The organism is Paraburkholderia sp. GAS206C (genome assembly GCF_050435645.1).
Taxonomy (GTDB): domain Bacteria; phylum Pseudomonadota; class Gammaproteobacteria; order Burkholderiales; family Burkholderiaceae; genus Paraburkholderia; species Paraburkholderia phenazinium_B.
The window spans coordinates 310,922-332,181 of sequence record NZ_JBNDKR010000009.1 but is presented as its reverse complement, the minus strand read 5'-3'; the positions used below and the strand labels follow the sequence as shown (position 1 = coordinate 332,181).

Here is a 21,260-nt window from a genome sequence, read left to right as displayed (position 1 = left end):
TTTTTTGGCCTGAAGCTTGCGTATAGCGAGCGCAGCCAATAGAAGCGCCGTTTACCGCGTTGACCGCACCAGCCAGGGGCAATAGCACGATGTAAATGCGCACAGCCGGTGCAGTCATTCACCAGAAACGATCAATCCGATCATTGAAAGCGATCACTTTTTAGCCGTACAAAAACGATGAGTAGCCCGACACATCACTGGATCAAACGCCTCGCCGAAATCCGCAAACCGGCTTACCTCGCGATTCCCGATCTGATTGAAGAAGATCTCGCCACCGGGCGGCTGCGGCCACGCGACCGGCTGCCGGGCCTGCGCGATCTGGCCGACGAGCTGTCGCTCAACTACACCACGGTGGCACGCGCCTACGCCGAAGCGAAGAAGCGCGGCCTGCTCGATTCGCGCGCCGGCAGCGGCACTTTCGTGCGCGGCCGCACCGCCACGCTGCCACTCTCCGGCGGCAGCAGCATCGAGATGACGATGAACACGCCACCCGAGCCGGCGGAATACGCCGCGCGTTTGCGCGAATCGGCCGCCCGTCTAATGGCCGATAGCGATCCCTATCAGTTGCTGCGCTATCAGGACTTCGGCGGCTCGCCGGCCGACAAGGCAGCCGGCGCCGGGTGGCTCAAACGCCGCCTGCCCGACTGCCCGGCGGAAAACGTGCTGGTGTGCCCCGGCATTCATAGCGCGCTGGTGGCGCTCGTTTCGCAACTCGCGCGGCCAGGGGCGATGATCTGTCTCGACACGCTCGCCTATCCAGGCATCAAGGCGATCGCCGCGCAACTAGGCGTGCGCCTGCAGGCGCTTGCACGCGACGACGAAGGGCCGCTTGCGCATGCGTTCGAAGCACTCTGCAAGACCGACAAACCCAGTGCGTTCTATTGCAATCCGACGCTGCAGAATCCCAGTACCCTCACGCTCACCAACAAGCGCCGCGAAGCGCTCGCGGATGTGGCGCTACGCTACAGCGTGCCGATCATCGAAGATGACGCCTACGCCATGTTGCCCCTGCAGGCGCCCGACACACTGGCGAGTTTCGCGCCTGAATTGACCTACTACGTCACAGGTCTCTCCAAAAGCCTTGGGGCAGGCTTGCGGGTCGCCTATCTGCAGGCGCCTACGCCACGTCAGACGCAACGCCTCGCCGGCGCACTGCGCGCAACCACTGTCATGGCAAGTCCGTTTACGGTGTCGCTCGCGACCCAATGGGTGATCGACGGCACTGCGCAAGAGATGCTCAACGCCATTCGCAGCGAGTCCAGAGCCCGTCAGACGATCGCGGCACGCGTCCTCGATGGCTGGTCTTACGATGCGCATGCGGATGGCTTTCATCTGTGGCTGCCGATTCCGGGCGTCGACGGTTGGAGTTCGTCCGAGCTGGCGCTGCAGTTGCGCAACCAGGGCATCGCGGCCGTTGCCAGCGCCGCGTTTTCGACCGATGGCAATCCGCCTAATGCAGTGCGCGTGTGTCTTGGTGGCTCGAAGAATCGCGAAGAGTGCGAGGAAGCGTTGCGCATCATCGCCGAAACGCTCGAGCATCCGCATCATCTGCATTCAGCAATCATGTGAGCCGCGAGCGCAAAGAGAGGCGCTAAACGCAGCGCCGAAAGCCAATCAAAAGGCCGCGTCCGTAACACGCCGAAAGTGGGCCACGTCCAAGCCCGCTCAAGTTTGCGGCGCCGCCGCCGTATACCCGCATGAGACGTCGTGCCTCGCATCAGCAATGACGATGCAAGACACGCTCAATAGTCTGAAGATTGACTCGCTGCAGGGCGTGACGCTACCGCCCCGCCATAAACAGTTCAAATACTCATCACGGCCCTTCCGGACTCGCGGCGCACTTCACCGTGCCGTAACATCCGACCGCCCCTACCGGTCCCAGCTGCTGCGCCGATGCCACAAGCGTGGGCGACAAGCAGCAATCCGTTTAACGTATCCAGGAGTAGTTGTGTCGTTTTTTAGAAATCTGAAAATTGCCGCCAAGCTGGCATTGCTAGGCGCCGTACTGTTGGCGGCGACGATGGTGGTCGGGCTGGAAGGATGGCATGCGCTCTCGAAGACGCACACGCTGCAGACCGAATCCGCCTTGACCCTCGAGCAATACAGCCAGGCGGCCGACACCGCCCGCGTCGCCCAGGTCGAGTTCAAGAAGCAGGTTCAGGAATGGAAAGATCTGCTATTGCGCAGCGCCGATGCGACCGCGCTCGCCACTCATCGGCAGGCGTTCATCGCACAGAGCGACAAGACCACCGCCGCGTTGCAAAAACTCAGAAGCCAGTTGGCTGCGTTGAGCGTGAATCCCGATGGCGTCGACAATGCGATTGCCACGCATGAGTCGCTGCAGACGAGCTATCTTGGCGCACTTCAGCATTTCGACGTCGCCAACCCCAACAGCCCGCATATTGTCGACGCACTCGTCAAAGGCATCGACCGTGCGCCGACCAATGCGATCGACGCGATTGTCGCTTCGGTCATGCAACAGGCGCAGGCTTCGAACCAGCGCATCGAACAGGCCTCCCTCAACGCTTACCACCTCGCGTGCACCCTGCTGCTGGTCGTCGTGCTGGCGGCACTCGTGGCCGGCGCCGCGGCGGTCTGGTTTCTGAGCCGCAGCATCACCGTGCCGGTCAGGCAAGCCGTGGGCGTAGCGCAAGCGGTGGCCGCAGGTGATCTGCGTGCCGACGTGATCGTCGAGAGCAGCGACGAAACAGGCCAGTTGCTGATTGCACTTAACGACATGAATCACCGGCTGCGCCATATCGTCAGCGAAATCCGCGAGGGCGCCACGACCATTTCTGCCGCCACCCAGCAAATTGCCGCGGGCAATCTGGATCTGTCCGCACGCACTGAGCAGCAGGCGGCGTCGCTCGAAGAAACCGCCGCATCGATGCAGCATTTCACAGACTCTGTCCAACAGAACGCAAGTCATGCACGCAACGCAACCACACTTGCACAAACCGCGGCACAAGCGGCGCGTGACGGCGGCGTCGTGATGAGCGACGCAGTGCGCACGATGGCGCAGATCAACGCGGCGTCGAAGCGGATCGTCGACATCACCGGTGTGGTCGAAGCCATTGCAGCGCAGACCAACATTCTCGCGCTCAATGCCGCAGTCGAAGCGGCTCGCGCGGGCAGCCAGGGACGCGGCTTCGCCGTGGTCGCAAGCGAAGTGCGCAGTCTCGCGCAGCGCTCGGCGGACGCCGCGCGCGAGATCAAGGAACTGATTCGCGACTCGGTGTCGACCATCGAAGTCGGCACACAACTGATCCATCGCGCGAGCGACACGATGGATGGCGTGGTGGAAAGCGCGGGTAGCGTCACGCGCATTGTCGAAGCGATTGCAACCGCTACGGTCGATCAGGCCACCGGCATTGCCGAGGTGAACGACGCTGTGAACCAGATGGATCAGGTCACACAAAGCAACGCGGCACTCGTCGAGCAGGCCGCCGCGGCCGCCGATGCAGTGCAGAACAAGGCGTCTGGCCTCGTGGAAAGCGTCAGTTTCTTTCGATTGGGAGAGACTGCCTGACGAATCTGAAAGCGCTACGTCAATAATCGTTCACGAAGCGCTGCTACGGTAGCGCGGTTGTCCTGCAGGTCCGTCACTAATATTCCCCCAATGCTGTACGGAGACTACAGATGCAAACCGCTGCCCGCTCGCGCCTGCTCACCGGCGCTCTTTCCCGCTTCAATTCCCGTTCTGTTCTCAAAGCGCGAAACCCATTGGTAGCGCTCACGCTGATCGCTGCAAGCGCCGGTGCATGTGCGCAGCAATTTCCTTTTGGCGGCCAAACCCCGTTCTTTCCCGGCTTGCTGGTGGTTAGCCGCAGTGTGTATGACAATCTGTCGAGCAATGTCCAGGTGGGCACGATCCTGCCGCCGAACTGTGCCAACACGACCGGAGGCTGCAGCACCGGCGCCACGGTCGACGGCACCTATCCGTACGTCTGGAACAACGTGCTGTCCGACTCGAACTTCGGTATCACGTCGCGCATCTATCTCGATCAGCTGACGCCTTCGGGCGAAATGGTCAGCTCACTCGAAGTCCCCAACAGTCTGCATCCCCAGCGCGATTCGAACGGCCAGCTGGTCACGAGCTTTAGTTCGAAATCCGAACTGGCGTTGCATCTGTCTACCGACGGCCGCTACCTGAGCTTTGTCGGCTACGTTGCGCCCGTGAACGCGATCGATGCCTCGAACGCGAATACGCCCGGCGAAGTCGACCCGACCAATCCGGATGGGCAGAACGTGTTTCGCGGGATTGCACGCGTGGATGGTCTGGGCAATTTCCGCTTCACCGAAACGAATGCCTTCAGCGGCGATAACGGACGCGCCGCCATTCTGAACGACAGCAACGGCCACGACTTTTTCTACGCCACCGGCAATGCCGGCAACGGTTCGAACCCGCAACCCGACGGCGTGATCATCGGCACAGGCGCGCAGATCGTGCAAGCGTCGAACCAGTCCGAGGCGCAGCAAAACCCGGGCGCACCGACACCGCTCGGCAGCTTCTCCGTCACCGAACTCGGCGCCAAAGCCGACAAGATCGGCAAGGACGACAACTTCCGCGGCATCACGATCTACAACAATGTGTTGTACTACACGAAGGGCAGCGGCAGCAACGGCGTGAATACGGTGTACTTCCTCGACACCACCGGCAAGGCCTGCCCGTCCGGCACAGGCGTGCCGGCGGCCAACGCGAAGCTGCCCACCACGCCGCTTTCCTTTGATTTCGCGACGCTGCAAACGAGCGGCCTGCCCAGCAATATGTGTATCCTGGCAGGCTTCCCCACGACGCTCACCAAGGAGCTGACGACGCCCGCCTTCCCCTTCGGCATGTGGTTCGCCAACGCCACGACGCTGTACGTTGCGGATGAAGGCGACGGCTACACCGGCGGCACCGATCTGTTCACGCATGCCGCCGCGCAAACGGGTGCAGGGCTGCAGAAATGGATCTACAACGCCTCGGCGAAAAAGTGGACGCTGGCCTATACGCTTCAGGCCGGTCTGAATCTTGGTACGGAGTACACAGTACCGGGCTATCCGACGGGTTCGAATTCGGCCACAGGCCTGCCATGGGCGCCTGCTACCGACGGCCTGCGCAATCTGACCGGCCGCGTCGAAAGCGACGGCACGGTGACGATCTGGGCGATTACGTCGACGGTCAGCGGCAATGGCGATATTGGCGCTGATCCGAACCGCCTGGTGGTGACGCGCGATGTGCTGAAGAACACGACCGCCGCTGGCGCCGCCAGGGAGAAGTTCGTGACGCTGCGTAGTGCCGGCTTCGGTGAAGTGCTGCGTGGCGTGTCGTTCACGCCGGGTAGCATTGCCACGAACGGGAATCGGTTCTAACGGGCCCAGGAGGACGGGACTCGTCCTCTGAACCCGACAGACCCGGCGGGTACGGCGCCGGTTGCTTCACAGCACCGGCGTCAGGACTCGAAATCCAGACCGCCGATCAATATCTCGGGCTCGGCCTGAGTATGCGAGCGAAAATCGACCTCGCGCGCGTTGTGCCATGCATCGAGCTTACGCGGAATCGCATTCAGATAACTGGCGAAGCGCGCCTCGCCGCCCTCTCCCATCAGACGCTCGATTTCGTCGCTGTCCCAGGTCAGATGCAGATTGAGCTTGTGCGGATAATGCCGCACCACTTCGATCGGTTCGGCCCATACCCTGACGCTGGTCGGATGGCCGTGGCCGTGATACGGCAACACTTCCGCGTGCACACCCGTGTCGAACAAGGCGGCGATGGTCGTTGCAATGCGGGGGGCGAATTCGTGGTCGAACCTGGCTACGGTCTCCGGATTCATATCGATCTCTCCGTCGAGCTTGGCGAGCCATCGTAGCACGAGGGAGACGGGCCGCGTACGGGCCAGACCGCCACGCGTCCCTACTGAACCACCCGCTGCCCCAGCGCATAAACCTCGCACTCCGACCACCTCGATCTGCAATACGCCAATGCATGCTCGGCGGCTTCCTGCGGTGTGCGCTCGATCAGCGTATTCGAGCAATGCCCGCCTGCGGCGATCACAAATGCCTTGCCTTCGTTGCGCGAGGCGCCATACAGCGCAAACCGGTCCCGGCAGCCCTCATTCAGACCAGGCGGTTGCGGCAGCGCAGCGGGGGCAGGCAACTGCACGACGATCTGGGTCGGCAGATTCAACGTCTTCAGGAACGGTTCGACCGTCGGCCACCAGACTTCAGCGGGGGCATCGTAGAGCAGTTCATGACCGTCGTCGCCAAACGGTGGCAACACCGCAAGCTGCGCCGACGCGCCGTGCGAGGTATAGGCCGCAAGCATTTGCCGCGCGAGATCAGGGTTGAAATAATGATCGTTCTCCGACCACACCCACTGGCTCGGCATCTTCGCCGTCGAGCCATACTGCTCGACCGCCTCGATCAGTTGATCCGGCCGGCACACAAAGTCAGGGCGGCTCGAGCCACGGCCGCCGGCGAAATCGAGCACTCCAACCACGCCTTGCGGATTGCGCGCCGACGCCGCGAGCACGGCAAGACCGCCGGTCGATTTGCCGAGCAACAGCACGCGCTGAGCGTCTACCCAAGGTTGCGCACGCAACGAGTCCAGCGCGCCCAGCAAGTCGTCGGCCGACGCCTTACCGGGCGAGAGATAGTCGGGGCTGCGGCACGGACCTCCGCTCTCTGCATACGGACCGTCCGAGTGCCCGAAGCCGCGGCGCAAGACGATCACGGCGGCGTACCCTCGTTGCGCAAACGCCACCGCGGCGGTCAGCAGCAGTTCCGGCGCACGGTCTCCAACACCCGTCGCAGCGACGCGCGGCGTGCCGGGCGTCATCAGCACCAGCGGCCAGCGCCCGGGGCGGTCCGGGCGTACCACCAGGGCTTCGAGGTTGGGCTTCGTGCCATCCGGCAAGGTGATCTGCAGTGCGATGGGTTCACGCACGAGACCCGGCAATAGCGCGGTTTCGTCAGACGAGGCATTCGCCGGCGCCTGCTGCGCCCATGCCTGCAGAGGCACACTCGCCATGACGAGCAGAAGACCACAGCAGCGCATGAAGCGCACGCTCAGGCCTGGAAGCTGGATACAGCGTTGCCAGATGGATTGGGCAGTCCTGTCGCTCATTGTTAAATGCCTATGCGCGTTTCGAGCCATACAGCGTGGAGGGATAGCGTGCCGCCTTGTTCGCCGCATGAGAGTGTAGTCTGCGACCCTTCAGGTGGTCTACACCGCGCGGCGGACGAATCGCCTGCCGCCAGGCCGCCGCCCAGGTCTTCAGTACCCTTGAGGCCCCGGCGGCTACCGGATACATTACCGCTGGAGAACTTGACCAGCTTGCCCTCCATTAGCTGCAATGTCGCACGATCGCGACAGACTCATTTATCATGCAAGCTTCATGCACCTCCACCCGGCGTGCCACCGCATAACAAGCCATGGTCTACCCCTCACTGCGCGACTGGCTGTTTTCGGTCAAGACCTTTGCGGCAGCCATGCTCGCCCTCTACCTCGGGCTCGCCTTCCAGTTGCCGCGGCCCTACTGGGCCATGGCGACGGTCTACATCGTCTCCAATCCCTTCGTGGGCGCGACCCGTTCGAAGGCGCTGTACCGGGCGCTCGGCACCGCCCTTGGAGCATCGGCGGCGGTGCTGTTCGTGCCGCCGTTCGTCGAATCCCCGTATCTGTTCAGCGTGGTCGTCGCCCTGTGGACCGGCACGCTGCTGTATCTCGCGATCTCGGACCGCACCGCGCGTAGCTACGTCTTCATGCTGGCGGGCTACACCATGCCGCTGATCGCCTTGCCGGCGGTCTTCAATCCCACCGCCGTCTTCGACCTCGCCGTCACCCGCACCGAGGAGATCCTGCTCGGCATCGTGTGCGCGAGCGTCGTAGGCGGCGTCGTTCTGCCGAACCGCCTCGCGCCGACCATCATCGAGCGCACCGAAGGCTGGTTCCGCGACGCCGCCATCTACGCCACCGAGACGCTGTCGGGGCGCATTGCGGGCGCCTCGATCTCGGCCTGCCGCCAGCGCCTCGCCGCCACCGTCAATAGCCTCGAACTGCTGCTGAGCCAGCTCGCTTACGATCACACCCGGCCCGACGTGCTAAGCCGTGCTCAAGACCTGCGCGGCCGCATGCAACTGCTGCTGCCCATCATGTCGTCGCTGGCCGATCCTCTGATAGCGTTGCTTGGCGACCACCGCACGCCTCCTGCCGGACTCGAGCCGCTGCTCGCCGATGTCGTCAAGTGGTTCAACACGCCGCTGCGTCCCCCGAAGGAGCATGAGCGGCCCGACCTCGAAGCCGACCTCCTGCGCGAGCGTATCGCCGCGTTGCAGCCGCCGCCTGCGGCGTTCGCCACCTGGGAAGGCGCGGTCCTTTCGAATGCCTTGTGGCGGCTCAAGCAGGTCATCGACGTCTGGCAGGACTGCCGGACGCTGCGGCGCATCGTCGTGGAAGAGGACGGCACCTGGCAGCCGCGCTTCCGGCACTGGCGGGTGGGCGGAACGGAGCGCTATTTCGACCGCGGCATGATGCTGTTCTCCACCGGTTCGGCGGTCGGTGCGATCGTTCTTGGCTGCGTACTGTGGATCAGTTCCGGCTGGAACGACGGCGCCGGCGCGGTCACGCTCGCCGCCATCGCATGCTGCTTTTTTGCGGCGCTCGACGAGCCCGCGCCGCAAGTGTTCAAATTCTTCACTGCGACCTCGGCCAGTGTCGTGCTGGCGGGACTTTATCTGTTCGTTGTGCTGCCGAACGTGCACGATTTCCCGATGCTCGTGATCCTGTTCGCGGGGCCGTTCATCCTCGTCGGCACGCTGATCCCGCGTCCGCAGTTTAATCTCGCGACCATGCTGGTGGCCGTCAATACCGCGACCTTCATCAGCATTCAGGACGCCTACGATGCCGACTTTTTTATCTTCGTGAACAGCAACCTCGCGGGCCTCGCGGGTCTGTTGTACGCGTATCTGTGGACCCGCGTGACGCGGCCGTTCGGCGCCGAGCTTGCGGCCTCCCGTCTGATGCGTTCGAGCTGGGCCGACGTGGTGTTGAGCGCCTCGACCAGGCCGATTGAAGACCAACGCAATCTGGCGGCGCGCATGCTGGACCGCCTGATGCAGTTGATCCCGCGTCTCGCCGCGACTGACGACAACCGCCATCCGTCCATCGAGAGCTTCCGCGATCTGCGCATTGCCTTTAACGCGGTCGACTTGCGCCGTCTGCGTCTGAAGCTGGGCAGCGAGACGTCTGCTTCGATCGACCACGTGCTCGACGGCATCCGCGGTCACTTCGAAACCTGTGTCGCGCGCCGCAAGCGCCAGCCCGTGCCCGAGAGCCTGATGTCCGCGATCGACACGGCGCTCGCTCGGGTCGGCGCCCTTGGGCTCCTCAATACAGCGAACAGCACGGCCCTCTATACCAAGCAGTTGCGCGATGCGCAGCATGCGCTGGTCGGGTTGCGCCTGTCACTGTTTCCGGCCACGATCGCTTCGCTTGGCCCACCTGCCGCGCCCAACCAGGAAGCTGCCACATGACGCGACCACTGACCTCACTTCAGGATTACGAACCATGATCGGCGAAGTCGATGTCTTCGGCGTGTTCGTGCCGGCCGTGCTGGTGCTGATGTTCGTCGCCTATGTGCTCGGCCTCGCGATTCGCACGGTGCTCGAGCGTACCGGCTTTTATCGTCTTGTGTGGCACCGTTCCATTTTCGATCTCGGCATCTATGTGCTGCTGCTGGGTCTTGTCGTCCTCGTTTCGCACCGGTTCATAACGTGAAAAAAACATGGTTCTCCATCGGTCAGATCCTGCTGACCCTGATCGTCGTCGTGATCGCGGGCCTCGTGCTGTGGAAGATGATCAACTACTACATGTTCTCGCCATGGACACGCGACGGCCGCATCCGTGCCGACATCATCCAGGTGGCGCCCGACGTGTCCGGTCTGATCACCGAGGTCGACGTCGTCGACAATCAGCAGGTCAGGCAGGGGCAAACGCTGTTCGTGATCGATCAGGCGCGTTACACGCTCGCGCTGCAGCAGGCACTGGCCACGGCGCAACAGCGGCGCGCGACGCTCGATCAGGCCCGTCGCGAAGACGTGCGCAACCGTCAGCTGGGTGACCTCGTCGCGCGCGAAGTAGCGGAAGAAAGCCGCTCGCGCGTCGAAACGGACGAGGCGGCGCTCAACGATGCGCTGGTCGCCGTCGATACCGCGCGTCTGAATCTGCAACGCACTCACATCGTCAGTCCGGTGGACGGCTATCTGAACGACCGCGCGCCGCGCACCGGCGAATTCGCGTCGTCAGGCCGGGCGGTGCTGTCGGTCGTGGACATGCATTCGTTCCGCGTGGACGGTTACTTCGAGGAGACCAAGCTGAGCGGCATCGATATCGGCCAGGCCGTCGATATCAAGATCATGGGCGAGCCGGGTGTGCTGCGTGGGCACGTGGCGAGCATCGTGTCCGCGATCGAAGACCGCGACCGCGGCGAAGGAGCAAACCTGCTGCCGAACGTGAACCCGGCCTTTAGCTGGGTGCGCCTCGCGCAACGCATCCCCGTGCGCGTCGCGCTCGACGATGTGCCGAAAGACTTCCGCATGATCGCCGGACGCACGGCGACCGTGTCCGTGCGCGGACTCGCGCCGTCCATCGGTTCGCAGGGCGCGGTGGACCATAGGACTGCTTCGGGTGTGCCGGCCGCATCACAGCCAGCCGCATCACAACTGGCTTCGACACCGCCGTCTCCGGCGCAGCCCGCTGCAGTTCCGCCCGCCTCGGCGGCGGCCGCGCAATCCGCCGCGAGCGCCGCGCGATGAAGCCGTTGCGCACCCTACCCGCTCTGCCGCTGGCACCGCTGGCGGCACTTGCGCCGTTGTTCGCATTGGCCTTGTGCGCATGCACCGTCGGTCCAAACTATTCGTTGCCAAAGGCTGCGGTCATCAACGCGCCGTTCGCCGACGCGGCGTTACCCGACGTCGACGGTCAGCACGTTTCGCAACAACCGGTGCCGTCCGACTGGTGGCATCTGTACGACGACCCGGTTCTCGAACAGCTCGTGAGCGACGCGCTGAAATCGAACACCGACCTGCGCGTCGCCGCCGCGAATCTCGCGCGTTCGCAGGAAGCGCTCGGCGTTGCCGAGGCGCAAGGCGGTTTCTCCGGCGGCGCGGAGGCCGCATTCGCACGGGCGCAGGAGTCCGGACAGCAATACCTGATCTTCGGCAAGATCCCGGTCTCGAACGAAGGCGACTTAGGCATTCGTGTCTCGTATGAATTCGATCTGTTCGGCAAACTGCGCCGCGGCGTGGAAGCAGCGAATGCCGAGAGCGAAGCGACCCGGGCAGCCGGCGATCTCGCGCGTATCACCGTGGTGGCCGAAGTGGTGCGCGCCTACATCGAGAACTGCTCGGCGGCGGATGAGCTGGCTATCGCGCAGCAATCGCTGGCGCTGCAGAAGCAACGCGTGGACGTTTCGCGGCGTCTGCGCGATGCCGGCCGCGGCAATCAGCCGGACGTGACCAGCGGACAGACGCAGGTCGAGTCGCTGGCAGCGGATATTCCGCGCTACACCGCGCGGCGCAAAATCGCCCAATATCAGCTCGCGATGCTGCTCGCGCGCGCCCCCTCCGATCTGCCGCCTGCTGTCCTCGCGTGCAACAAGGTTCCGCAGATCAAGCAGGCGCTGCCGGTCGGCGATGGCGCCGCTTTGCTCAAGCGCCGCCCAGACGTGCGCGAAGCCGAGCGCCAGCTTGCGGCGTCGACAGCGCGGATCGGCGTCGCTACCGGCGCGCTGTATCCCACCGTGAGTTTCGGCGCCTCGACTGGAACAGTTGGCCTCGCTGAAGATCTCGTGACGTCGCAAACCGATTACTGGAGATTTGGACCCCTGATCAGTTGGACCTTCCCGACCAACGGTGCGCGTGGGCGCGTGCGCGAAGCGGAGGACGCCAGCACAGCGGCGCTCGCGCATTTCGACGGCGTGGTACTCAATGCACTGCGTGAAACGGAGACGAGTCTCGCCACCTACGTGGCTGACTACACGCGCGCCGAGGCTTTACGGGCGGCGCTCAAGTCGGCTACGCAGTCGGCGGGTGAAACGCATCGCCTGTATGTCGGCGGCCGCGAGTCGTTTATTTCGGACCTCGATGCAACCCGCACGCTGACCTCGACCCGCGCCCAGGTCGCAGCAGCGGAGGGACAGGTGGCGGTCGATCAGGCCAATCTGTTCCTCGCGCTGGGCGGTGGCTGGGAGCCAGAGTCGGAGCCAGAGCAGACGCCCGCGAAATAAGCTTGGATCACGCGGGCTGCCTGAAGCACCCGGGCCGTCCACCCCTCACCGATACACCGCCTCAGTGGTGCTCCGAATACTCGGAACGTGTCACCGGCATCGAAGCGACGTGCGCGTACTGGAACGCAGGCATCGCCTTGATCGCTTCACGCGTGCCGCCCGCCAGCGTCAGCTTGCCCTTCACGAAGTCGAGCTGGTCGATCGGAATCGCCACATCGTGTTGTGAGACGCCGGCAAACTGATGCGCCGCGATAATCGCAAACGAGGCCGACTTGTCCGGCGCAATGATGATGTCGTGCACCACACCGATCTGCTCGCCGTTGTCGTTGACTACCGGCTTGCCGAGAATCGCCTTCTTCACGCTCCATCCGCGTACGATCAACTCCGACTCCGATACGCTGATGCCGACCGTTTGTGAGCCCGCCACCTGGGCATGCGCCTGAAGGCATGCCACGCTCAGCGTGGAAGTAAGCAGGAGAGCCATCGCGAGTTTCGATTTTTTCATCATCGTTCTTCCTGATAGAAAAAGGACGTCACAGCATCACAACTGGAGGACACAACCAAAGGGCACACCTTGTCAGGCCGGCGTGCCGTCGTCCTGCGCGAGTGCTGCGGCAAGCACCATTTCGTTGCAGTTGGCCGGGCGGTTGCGCCCGCGCGCGCGAGGCTTGAAGACCGTGTCGCCCCGCTCGATCCGTTGCCCTGTCAACGCGCAATAACCGGAGCTGCGGGCCACGACCTGATTCCAGACCTGATCGATGTAATGGCACATTGTTGGATCGCACCAGGACACCAGCGCGAGGCCCTCGTCCTGACGCTCGATCGACGTAATCTTGCTATCGCAGTCGGCGGCCGGTGCACCCTGCTGCGCGCCGCGCGGTTTGCCCACACCGTTGGCCGGGTGTGAACCGCAGCCTGCGTGCCAGGGCTGCGCCGCGAACATTTCATCATTGATGCCATGCGATAGAAGCGAGACGACCTGGCTCCACGGGGTAACTTGTTCCATGTCGGTATGCCTCTCAGTTAACCAAGGGGAAATGGGCCGGACTCCTCCGGCCGCCGATCATTTGACGCTAATGCGGACAATACGGCACAGCACGGTCGATGCTGCGTTGAACTTGCTTATGTCGGTTTACGACTGGAGGAACGCGAGCAGATCGGCGTTCACCTTGTCGGCTTCGGTCGTGCACATGCCATGCGATGCGCCCGGATACACCTTGAGCGTGGCATTCCTGATGATCTCGACGGACTTGCGGCCCGAAGCATCGATCGGCACGATCTGGTCGTCGTCGCCTTGCAGGATCAGCGTCGGCACATCGATCTTCTGGAGATCGGCGGTGTAGTCGACTTCCGAGAACTGCTTGATGCACTCGTACTCGCCGAGCACCGAACCGAGCATCCCCTCGCGCCAGAATTCGTCGATCACGCCTTGCACGACCTTTGCATTCGGCCGGTTATAGCCGTAGAAAGGCATCGCCAGATCCTTGAAGAACTGCGAGCGATTGCTGGCGGTGCTGGCGCGGATACCGTCGAAGACCTCCTTCGGCAGGCCAATCGGATTGGCTTCGGTCTTGAGCATGAGCGGCGGGACCGCGCTGATCAGGACCATTTTCTTGACACGCTTCGTGCCATGACGGCCTACATAGTGCGAGATCTCTCCGCCGCCGGTGGAGTGGCCGACAAGCACCGCATCCTTCAGATCGAGTTCGTCGATCACAGCGGCCAGATCGTCCGCATAGGTGTCCATATCGTTACCGGTGCCAGTCTGGCTCGAACGGCCGTGGCCGCGGCGATCGTGGGCAATCACGCGGTAGCCCTTTTGCTGCAGAAATAACATCTGCACATCCCACGCATCCGCGTTGAGCGGCCAGCCGTGCGAGAACACGACAGGTTGCCCCGTGCCCCAGTCCTTGTAGAAAATCTTTGCGCCATCCTTGGTAGTAACGTAATTCATGGAACGTACTCCTGTGTGCGAGGTGATGGCCGGCGCCGCCGTTCAAGGCGGCGCCGGTGGCATTGGCAACGGTGGAAAACGCGGAAAGCAGGGAAAGCGTGATAACGGCTACGATTCTTGCGCCGGTTTGTCAGGCGCCAGCAAGTTCAGTATAGGCTGTACTCCCAGCATGACAACCCGGTGTCCGCTTTCGTCTGGATTAATGTTCGGATGTACTACCACCCGCCCCGTCGTATTAACGCAAGTTGGTTTTTGCCAGTTCGACGATCTCGTCACCGCGTCCGCTCAGAATCGCGCGCAGCATATACAGACTGAAGCCCTTCGCCTGCGACAGCTCGATGGTGGGCGGCATGGCAAGCTCATGTTTGGACGTGACGACGTCGACGAGTGCCGGTCCCGGATGCGCAAACGCCTTTTGCAAGGCCGCCTCGACGCCTTCCGACTCGTTCACCCGAATGCTGAAAATACCCGCGCCCTGAGCGATCGCAGCGAAGTCGGTCTTGCTGAGATCGACATTGGTATCGAGGTAGCCGCCCGCCTTCAACTCCATCGAAACGAAGCCCAGCAGGCTGTTGTTGAACACCACCACCTTGATCGGCAGGTCGAGCTGGCGCGCGGTGAGCAGATCGCCGAGCAGCATCGACAGACCACCATCGCCCGACAGCGACACCACCTGGCGCTGCGGATGGCCCGCCTGCGCACCGAGCGCCTGCGGCATGGCGTTGGCCATCGATCCATGGTTGAACGAGCCATGCAGTTGCCGCTTGCCGTTCATCGTCAGATAGCGCGCTGCCCATAGCGTCGGCGTACCGACGTCCGCGGTGAAGATCGCATCCTCGCTCGCCACCTGGTCGATCATTCTGGCCAGATACTGCGGATGAATCGGCCGGCCCGGACCTGCCGGCGTGGCCAGTTCGTCGAGCCCCTTGCGGGCCGACACATAGTGCTTGCGCGCGTTGTCGATAAACTTGCGGTCCGTCTTGCGCTGCAGCTTCGGCAACAGCGCGCTCACCGTTTCCTTGACGGTACCCACGAGGCCGAGCGCGAGCGGCGCACGCTTGCCCAGTTGCGAGCCCTTGTGGTCGATCTGCACGACCTTGGCCTCGGGCGGATAGAACGGCCGATAAGGGAAATCGCAGCCCAGCAGAAGCAGCGTGTCGCACGACATCATCGCGTGATAGCCGGAGCTGAAGCCGATCAGGCCGGTCATGCCGACGTCGTACGGATTGTCGTATTCGATAAAAGGCTTGCCGCGCAGCGCGTGGACAATCGGGGCGCCGAGCGTGTCGGCCAGCGCAACCACTTCGTCATGCGCTCCCGCCACGCCGCTGCCGCACATGATCGTCACGGCTTCGCATCCGTTGAGCATACCCGCAAGCCGCTCGAGATCGGCTTGCGCGGGCACGATGGTGGAGGGTTCGCTGGTACTCCAGCGCGGCGTTTCGGCGGGCCCTTCGCTCAGCGCGATATCGCCGGGCAACACGATCACGGCCACGCCGCGTTCCTCGATGGCGGTGCGCATTGCTCGCTCCAGCACGCGCGGAAACTGCGACGCGTTGGAGACCAGTTCGACGAAGTGGCTGCACTCCTTGAACAGATCCTGCGGATGAGTTTCCTGAAAGTAGCCGAGGCCGATTTCCGTCGACGGAATATGTGCGGCGATCGCCAGCACCGGCTGATGATTGCGGTGGCAATCGAACAGCCCGTTGATCAGATGCAGATTGCCGGGGCCGCAGCTACCGGCGCAGACAGCGAGCTTGCCGGTCGAGGCGGCGTCTGCGCCCGCTGCGAATGCAGCGACTTCTTCGTGACGCGTATGCATCCAGCGGATCGAGCCGAGCTGGTCGAGGCTGTACGCCAGTCCGTTGAGACTGTCGCCAGTCACGCCCCAGATGCGCTCGACGCCCGCGGCTGCGAGCGTTTTCGCCAGATAGTCGGCGATGGTGTGGCGGGCCATAAGCTACTCCTTGACGACCGCGTCGATCGAGCCGTGCGAATCAACCCGCGCGCCTGATGTGGGCGGCCCTGTTAGTGGATGGTAAGGAAGGGCCGACAGCAAAGCCGCCCGGCCCGGGAACTTCACACCTTGCTACCTTCAGAGTACTTGCGGGGTTCCTAGATCGTCAGATCATGCAACTTGCGCATGCCGTCGCGCAACCAGTCGAATAGCGAACGCTCGGTCACCACCTGAGCTTCGGGCGGGCTGCCGAGTTGAAGCAGTTTGTCTTCCCGCTGTGACAGCACTTGACACATCTGCTGCCCGATATCAGGGCGGCGCTTCAACACGGGCGTGAGATCCGTTTTGTTCAGACGGTAGATCACAGTCTGCGTCAAGGCGATGAGTTTGGCGCGCACCGGCAGTCCTGCCAGCACGCCGGCCTCTCCGACGGCGTCGCCCGGGCCGAGACGGACCGGCTCGACGACGCCCGAAGGCGTGGTCACTTCCACCGACACGACGCCCGATTCGACAATCATCAGATAATCGGTCACCGCGTCGGATCCGACCACCAGCTCGCCGGCCTGGTACTCGTGACGCGACATCTTGCTCGACAGCCCCGCCAGTTCATCGACCTGCAGCGTGCGAAACAGTTCGACGCGTCCAAGCAGACGCTGCAACCGGTCGACACCCGATTGCGGCGGTGCAGGAACGCCCAATGGCCGCAGTTCGATGCCGGCTGCATCGAGATGCCGGTAGCAAAGATCGTAGAGTTCGTTTGTGACAGCGGATTTTTTCGCCATGTCGTCGACGTATGCCGTCACTTCATAGCGAATCGAATCGACCGAGGCCGACTTGACCAGCGCGTACGGCGCAGGCGTTTTCAGCACCGTGCCGATGCCCACGAGAGCCTGCTCCAGCGCGCCGAGCACCCGCGCAGGGCGCTCCTGTGGAGAAATTTCCAGCGTAATCGATACGCCATGCAACGTCGAAGGCCGGCTGTTGTTGACGATCTTGGCTTTGGCGGCCACGCTGTTCGGCACGATCACGATGTTGCCCTGCGACGTCAGCAGGTGCGTGGCGCGCCAGTTCATTTCCATGACCTGGCCTTCCACGCCGTCGACGCTCACCCAGTTGCCGATGTGGTAGGGCTCGGTCGTATTGAGCACGATGCCGGCGAACACGTCGCTCAAGGTGCTCTGGATGGCGAGACCCACCACGATCGCGAGCGCGCCCGAGGTGGCCGCGAGGCCGCGCACCGGAATGTTCAGCACAAAGGCGAGTGAAGCGACCGCGGCGGCGAGAAACACCAGCGCGCCCAGTACGTCCTGGAAGAGCCGTTCCTTGTGCCAGCTACGCGAGACGAACACCGCGTCGAGCGACTGCGTGAGCAGGCGCGCGCCATTGAGCCACCAGAGCACCTCCAGAATCTGCGCGCCCAGATGACGCAGCCACGACTCCGGCCACGGTGCAGGCGATAGCGGATTCATGCCGTAGCCGAACAGCACGGCACTGTAGAAGGCGAAGATCACGAGGCGTAAGACGAGACGCAGCGTGCCCTGGCGCGGCAAGCCGGCGCGCCAGAGCGCAATGTCCACCGCCAGCAGCGCGAAACCGATAACGAGCGGATCTTTCACGACACTCTTCCCCTATGCAGTAGGCAGGTGCATGACGGCTCAGTGTGAAATCGTCAGGCGTAAGCGTACGGGGAATTGCCGATCTTTGCTTCGTTTGGTGTTGATGAGGTCGGCTTGACGGGGCCGCCCAGACGCGGCCCGCGTTGATGCGCTCAGCCCTGACTCTGACTTTGACTCTGGCCCGACGCCGGCAATACCGTGACCGTGACGGTTAGCGACTCCGCCCCCTGCCCCGTCCGCACGCCCGACACCGGCATCGCATCGCGGTAATCGAGGCCGGTCGCGATACGTACGTAGCGGTCGTCCGGGCATTTGTCGTTAGCCGCGTCGAACCCCACCCATCCCAGACCGTCCACATGCGCTTCGGCCCACGCGTGACTGGCACCGTGCTGCTCCAGGTCATCCATCAGCAGATAGCCCGAGATATAGCGGGCCGGCACGCCGAGGCTGCGCGCCGCGGCGATAAAGACATGCGTATGGTCCTGGCAAACCCCGTGTCCTTCGCGCAACGCCGTCTCGGCATCGGTGCCGACCCCGGTGGCGCCGGGCACATAGGCAATCTGCTGGTGGATGGCGTTGGTCAGCTTGTGCAACATGTCCAGTTGCCCGTCGCCCGCGCGCACGGTAGCGGCGAGCGCCTGCACGCGCTCGCCTGCCTGGGTGAGCGGAGTCTCGCGCTCGAAGATCCAGGGCGGCGCAATCTCGTTGATGAAGCCGTAGATGCCGGCCATGTCCTGGGTCTCGACCGTGCCTTCGGCGACGATCACGATCTCGCTCTTGTTGCGCTCGTGCCGCACGAGATCGACGCGATTGCCCAGACCGTCAGTCCAGCTTACGTTCGGTTCGACGCCGTCGACCGTCACGCGCCAGTCGAGCACGTTCTGCCCCGGGCCGGACTGCGGACGCAGCCGCAGCCGCTGCAAGGCATAAGGAACCGGTTGGTCGTACTGGTAGTGAGAAGTGTGGCGAATGGCGATACGCATGGCCGTACTCAATCGAAGTTATAGGTCTCGGCAATTTCAAAGCCGAGCCGGTTGTTCTGCGCGATAAAGCCGGTGAGAAACTCGTGCAGGCCACGCGAGAAAATCCGCTGGACCGAGTTGTCCCTGAGCGTGGCGAGAGTCCTGTCGGCGGTCGAATGGCAACTGTGCGTCGCACCGTAGTCCTGCGCCAGGAATCGCAGGTTCTCGACGATGTTCTGGTAGCAGAAGTTCAGCGAACGCGGCATGCGGCCGTTGAGAATCAGATAGTCGGCGATGTTGACCGGCTTGTACTGCACGTCGTAGACCCAGCGGTACGAGCGGTGCGCGTCGACCGAGCGCAGGATCGACTCCCACTGGTAGTTGTCGAGCGTCGAGCCGACGTACGACACCGAGGGCAGCAGCAGATGATATTTGACGTCGAGGATGCGCGCAGTGTTGTCGGCGCGCTCGATGAAAGTACCAATGCGCGCGAAATTGAAAATCTCGTTTCTGAGCATGGTGCCGTGAAAAGAACCACGGATCAGCGCGGCCTGACGTTTGATGCGGTCGAGCGTGCCCGGCAATTCGCTGGACGGAACCGGCGCGGCCAGCAGGCGCCTGATCGTCATCCACGCTTCGTTCACGCTTTCCCACGTCTCGCGCGTGAGCGCCGTGCGCACCATGCGCGCATTCGAACGCGCCACTTCGATACTCGCCAGCACGCTCGACGGATTGTCGATGTCGCGCAGCAGGTAATCGGAAACCGTCTCGGCCGTGCAGACGTCGTGCTTCTGTCGAAAGCCCGCTTCCGTGCCGGAGGTGACCACCACCGACGACCACGTGGCCGGCGCGTCGGTGCTACGCGTGAGCGACATGCGCAGTCCCGCATCGACCACCCGCGCGATGTTTTCCGCGCGCTCGATATAGCGGTGCATCCAGTAGAGCCCGCTTGCTGTGCGTCCAAGAAGCATGTGCTGTCCCGATCCTGTTTCTGTTTGTTGCTGCCTGTTGCCTGCCTGATGCCTTGCGTGCTTCCTGCCGGCCTCGCGGCCCCTGGTCGGCCCTTAGTCGGCCCTTAGTCGGCCAGCACCCACGTATCTTTGGTGCCGCCGCCCTGGCTCGAATTCACGACCAGCGAACCTTCTTTCAGCGCCACGCGCGTCAAGCCGCCCGGTGTGATGCGAATCCGGTCCGACACGAGCACGAACGGCCGCAGATCCACATGGCGCGGGGCGAGTCCCTTGTCGGTCAGGATCGGCGTGGTGGAGAGCGCAAGCGTCGGCTGCGCGATGTAGTTGTTGGGCCGCGCGCGCAGCTTGGCCGCGAAGTCCTCGCACTCCTTCTTCGATGCCGCCGGTCCCACCAGCATGCCGTAGCCGCCCGAGCCATGCACTTCCTTCACCACCAGTTCGTGGAGATGGTCCAGCACGTATTTGAGGCTGCTCGGCTCGGAGCAGCGCCACGTCGGCACGTTTTCGAGAATCGACTGGCGGCCCGTATAGAACTCGACGATCTCGGGCATATACGAATAGATCGCCTTGTCGTCGGCAATGCCGGTACCCGGCGCATTGGCAATCGTGATATTGCCCGCGCGATAGACATCCATGATGCCGGCCACACCCAGCACCGAATCGCCGCGGAACGTCATCGGGTCGAGATAGGCGTCATCCAGGCGCCGGTAAAGCACGTCGATTGCGCGGAAGCCTTCAGTCGTACGCATCGCCACATGACCGTCCACCACCTGCAGATCGCTGCCTTCAACCAGATGCACGCCCATCTGATCCGCGAGGAACGCATGCTCGTAGTAGGCGGAGTTGTGAATGCCGGGCGTGAGCACCGCGATGGTTGGATTGTCGTGATTGCCGCCTGGCGGGCAGACGGCCGCGAGCGACTGGCGCAGCAACTGCGGATACGCCTCCACCGGTTGCACCTTGACCTGCTGAAACAGCTCGGGGAAGAGCTGCATCATGGTCTCGCGGTTTTCCAGCATGTAGGACACGCCCGAGGGGGTGCGCGCATTGTCCTCGAGCACGTAGAACTGGTTCTCGGCAGTGCGTACGATATCGACGCCGATGATGTGCGTATAAACATTGCCCGGCGGACGGAAGCCGATCATCTCCGGCAGGAACGCCTCGTTCTGCGAGATCAGCTCCTTGGGAATCTTGCCGGCCCGCACGATCTCCTGACGATGGTAGATATCGTCGAGGAATGCGTTGAGCGCCATTACGCGCTGCTCGATGCCTTGCGACAGGCGCGTCCACTCCTGCCCGGAGATGATGCGTGGAATGATGTCGAAAGGAATCAGGCGCTCGGCCGCCTCTTCCTCGCCGTACACGGCGAACGTAATGCCGGTCCTGCGGAACACGCTTTCGGCGTCTTGCGCCTTTTGTGCGAGGTTCGCGGGATTCTGGGCATCGAGCCATTGCTTGAGCCGTGCATACGGCGCGCGTACTCCGTCAGCTGAGATCAGCATCTCGTCGAATGGCGTCACTTCGGTTCTCC

17 protein-coding genes are annotated in these 21,260 nt (G+C 63.1%); 7 read left to right on the top strand and 10 right to left on the bottom strand.

The features are described from left to right. Positions 1-177: 177 nt before the first annotated feature. From P3T20_RS26130 to P3T20_RS26120, 3 genes are all read left to right on the top strand, one after another. Positions 178-1,569 (top strand): PLP-dependent aminotransferase family protein, encoded by a 1,392-nt coding sequence (locus tag P3T20_RS26130; RefSeq protein ID WP_429288262.1) that lies wholly within the window; start codon positions 178-180, stop codon positions 1,567-1,569. 379 nt (positions 1,570-1,948) lie between these two features. Next, positions 1,949-3,529 (top strand): methyl-accepting chemotaxis protein, encoded by a 1,581-nt coding sequence (locus P3T20_RS26125; RefSeq protein WP_429288261.1) that lies wholly within the window; start codon positions 1,949-1,951, stop codon positions 3,527-3,529. 110 nt (positions 3,530-3,639) lie between these two features. Beyond that, the gene (locus P3T20_RS26120) at positions 3,640-5,355 is read left to right on the top strand and encodes a hypothetical protein (RefSeq protein ID WP_429288260.1); all 1,716 of its coding nucleotides are present in this window, start codon (positions 3,640-3,642) and stop codon (positions 5,353-5,355) included. Positions 5,356-5,435: 80 nt separating this feature from the next. On the opposite strand, the gene P3T20_RS26115 is transcribed toward P3T20_RS26120, so the two are convergent. Both P3T20_RS26115 and P3T20_RS26110 read right to left on the bottom strand, forming a co-directional pair. Beyond that, entirely contained in the window at positions 5,436-5,816 is a 381-nt protein-coding gene (locus P3T20_RS26115) for a DUF5594 family protein (RefSeq protein ID WP_074264013.1), read from the bottom strand. An 80-nt stretch (positions 5,817-5,896) separates the two neighbouring features. Next, positions 5,897-7,108 (bottom strand): dienelactone hydrolase family protein, encoded by a 1,212-nt coding sequence (locus tag P3T20_RS26110; protein WP_167379380.1) that lies wholly within the window; start codon positions 7,106-7,108, stop codon positions 5,897-5,899. Between the two features lie 308 nt (positions 7,109-7,416). Between P3T20_RS26110 and P3T20_RS26105 the strand changes: the two genes are divergently transcribed. Genes P3T20_RS26105 through P3T20_RS26090 form a run of 4 tightly spaced genes read left to right on the top strand, consistent with a single transcriptional unit; the run spans position 7,417 to position 12,269 of the window. Beyond that, entirely contained in the window at positions 7,417-9,516 is a 2,100-nt protein-coding gene (locus tag P3T20_RS26105) for an FUSC family protein (RefSeq protein ID WP_429288259.1), read from the top strand. A gap of 34 nt (positions 9,517-9,550) precedes the next feature. Beyond that, positions 9,551-9,760 (top strand): DUF1656 domain-containing protein, encoded by a 210-nt coding sequence (locus tag P3T20_RS26100; protein WP_074264010.1) that lies wholly within the window; start codon positions 9,551-9,553, stop codon positions 9,758-9,760. After that, entirely contained in the window at positions 9,757-10,797 is a 1,041-nt protein-coding gene (locus tag P3T20_RS26095) for an efflux RND transporter periplasmic adaptor subunit (RefSeq protein WP_429288258.1), read from the top strand. Before P3T20_RS26100 ends, P3T20_RS26095 begins: the two co-directional genes overlap by 4 nt. Then, positions 10,794-12,269, top strand: a complete 1,476-nt coding sequence (locus tag P3T20_RS26090) for an efflux transporter outer membrane subunit (protein WP_429288257.1) — start codon at positions 10,794-10,796, stop codon at positions 12,267-12,269. The genes P3T20_RS26095 and P3T20_RS26090 overlap by 4 nt, the downstream gene beginning before the upstream one ends. Before the next feature lie 61 nt (positions 12,270-12,330). On the opposite strand, the gene P3T20_RS26085 is transcribed toward P3T20_RS26090, so the two are convergent. From P3T20_RS26085 to P3T20_RS26050, 8 genes are all read right to left on the bottom strand, one after another. Then, on the bottom strand, positions 12,331-12,777 hold the full coding sequence (locus P3T20_RS26085) for a PRC-barrel domain-containing protein (protein ID WP_429288256.1): 447 nt from the start codon (positions 12,775-12,777) through the stop codon (positions 12,331-12,333). 69 nt (positions 12,778-12,846) lie between these two features. After that, on the bottom strand, positions 12,847-13,275 hold the full coding sequence (locus tag P3T20_RS26080) for a DUF3331 domain-containing protein (RefSeq protein ID WP_429288255.1): 429 nt from the start codon (positions 13,273-13,275) through the stop codon (positions 12,847-12,849). Between the two features lie 126 nt (positions 13,276-13,401). Further along, a complete protein-coding gene (locus tag P3T20_RS26075) occupies positions 13,402-14,223 on the bottom strand; it encodes an alpha/beta fold hydrolase (RefSeq protein ID WP_429288254.1) in 822 nt (273 codons plus the stop codon). Between the two features lie 235 nt (positions 14,224-14,458). Then, complete coding sequence (gene poxB, locus P3T20_RS26070) at positions 14,459-16,180, bottom strand: ubiquinone-dependent pyruvate dehydrogenase (RefSeq protein WP_429288253.1); 1,722 nt, start codon at positions 16,178-16,180, stop codon at positions 14,459-14,461. Positions 16,181-16,338: 158 nt separating this feature from the next. Further along, complete coding sequence (locus P3T20_RS26065) at positions 16,339-17,796, bottom strand: mechanosensitive ion channel domain-containing protein (RefSeq protein WP_429288252.1); 1,458 nt, start codon at positions 17,794-17,796, stop codon at positions 16,339-16,341. A gap of 152 nt (positions 17,797-17,948) precedes the next feature. Next, entirely contained in the window at positions 17,949-18,779 is an 831-nt protein-coding gene (locus P3T20_RS26060) for a transglutaminase family protein (RefSeq protein WP_074264003.1), read from the bottom strand. Between the two features lie 8 nt (positions 18,780-18,787). Further along, positions 18,788-19,729: an alpha-E domain-containing protein gene (locus tag P3T20_RS26055; RefSeq protein ID WP_074264002.1), complete on the bottom strand. Its 942-nt coding sequence runs from the start codon at positions 19,727-19,729 to the stop codon at positions 18,788-18,790. A gap of 104 nt (positions 19,730-19,833) precedes the next feature. Next, the gene (locus tag P3T20_RS26050; protein WP_429288251.1) at positions 19,834-21,249 is read right to left on the bottom strand and encodes a circularly permuted type 2 ATP-grasp protein; all 1,416 of its coding nucleotides are present in this window, start codon (positions 21,247-21,249) and stop codon (positions 19,834-19,836) included. Positions 21,250-21,260: the final 11 nt, after the last annotated feature.

Excerpts from the sequence above, each read along its gene's own strand:
- P3T20_RS26130 (WP_429288262.1), top strand. The coding sequence starts at position 178 with ATGAGTAGCCCGACACATCACTGGATCAAACGCCTCGCCGAAATCCGC.
- P3T20_RS26090 (WP_429288257.1), top strand. The coding sequence starts at position 10,794 with ATGAAGCCGTTGCGCACCCTACCCGCTCTGCCGCTGGCACCGCTGGCG.
- P3T20_RS26055 (WP_074264002.1), bottom strand. The coding sequence starts at position 19,729 with ATGCTTCTTGGACGCACAGCAAGCGGGCTCTACTGGATGCACCGCTAT.
- P3T20_RS26085 (WP_429288256.1), bottom strand. The coding sequence starts at position 12,777 with ATGATGAAAAAATCGAAACTCGCGATGGCTCTCCTGCTTACTTCCACG.
- P3T20_RS26100 (WP_074264010.1), top strand. The coding sequence starts at position 9,551 with ATGATCGGCGAAGTCGATGTCTTCGGCGTGTTCGTGCCGGCCGTGCTG.
- poxB (WP_429288253.1), bottom strand. The coding sequence starts at position 16,180 with ATGGCCCGCCACACCATCGCCGACTATCTGGCGAAAACGCTCGCAGCC.
- P3T20_RS26115 (WP_074264013.1), bottom strand. The coding sequence starts at position 5,816 with ATGAATCCGGAGACCGTAGCCAGGTTCGACCACGAATTCGCCCCCCGC.
- P3T20_RS26060 (WP_074264003.1), bottom strand. The coding sequence starts at position 18,779 with ATGCGTATCGCCATTCGCCACACTTCTCACTACCAGTACGACCAACCG.
- P3T20_RS26080 (WP_429288255.1), bottom strand. The coding sequence starts at position 13,275 with ATGGAACAAGTTACCCCGTGGAGCCAGGTCGTCTCGCTTCTATCGCAT.
- P3T20_RS26075 (WP_429288254.1), bottom strand. The coding sequence starts at position 14,223 with ATGAATTACGTTACTACCAAGGATGGCGCAAAGATTTTCTACAAGGAC.
- P3T20_RS26120 (WP_429288260.1), top strand. The coding sequence starts at position 3,640 with ATGCAAACCGCTGCCCGCTCGCGCCTGCTCACCGGCGCTCTTTCCCGC.
- P3T20_RS26110 (WP_167379380.1), bottom strand. The coding sequence starts at position 7,108 with ATGAGCGACAGGACTGCCCAATCCATCTGGCAACGCTGTATCCAGCTT.
- P3T20_RS26105 (WP_429288259.1), top strand. The coding sequence starts at position 7,417 with ATGGTCTACCCCTCACTGCGCGACTGGCTGTTTTCGGTCAAGACCTTT.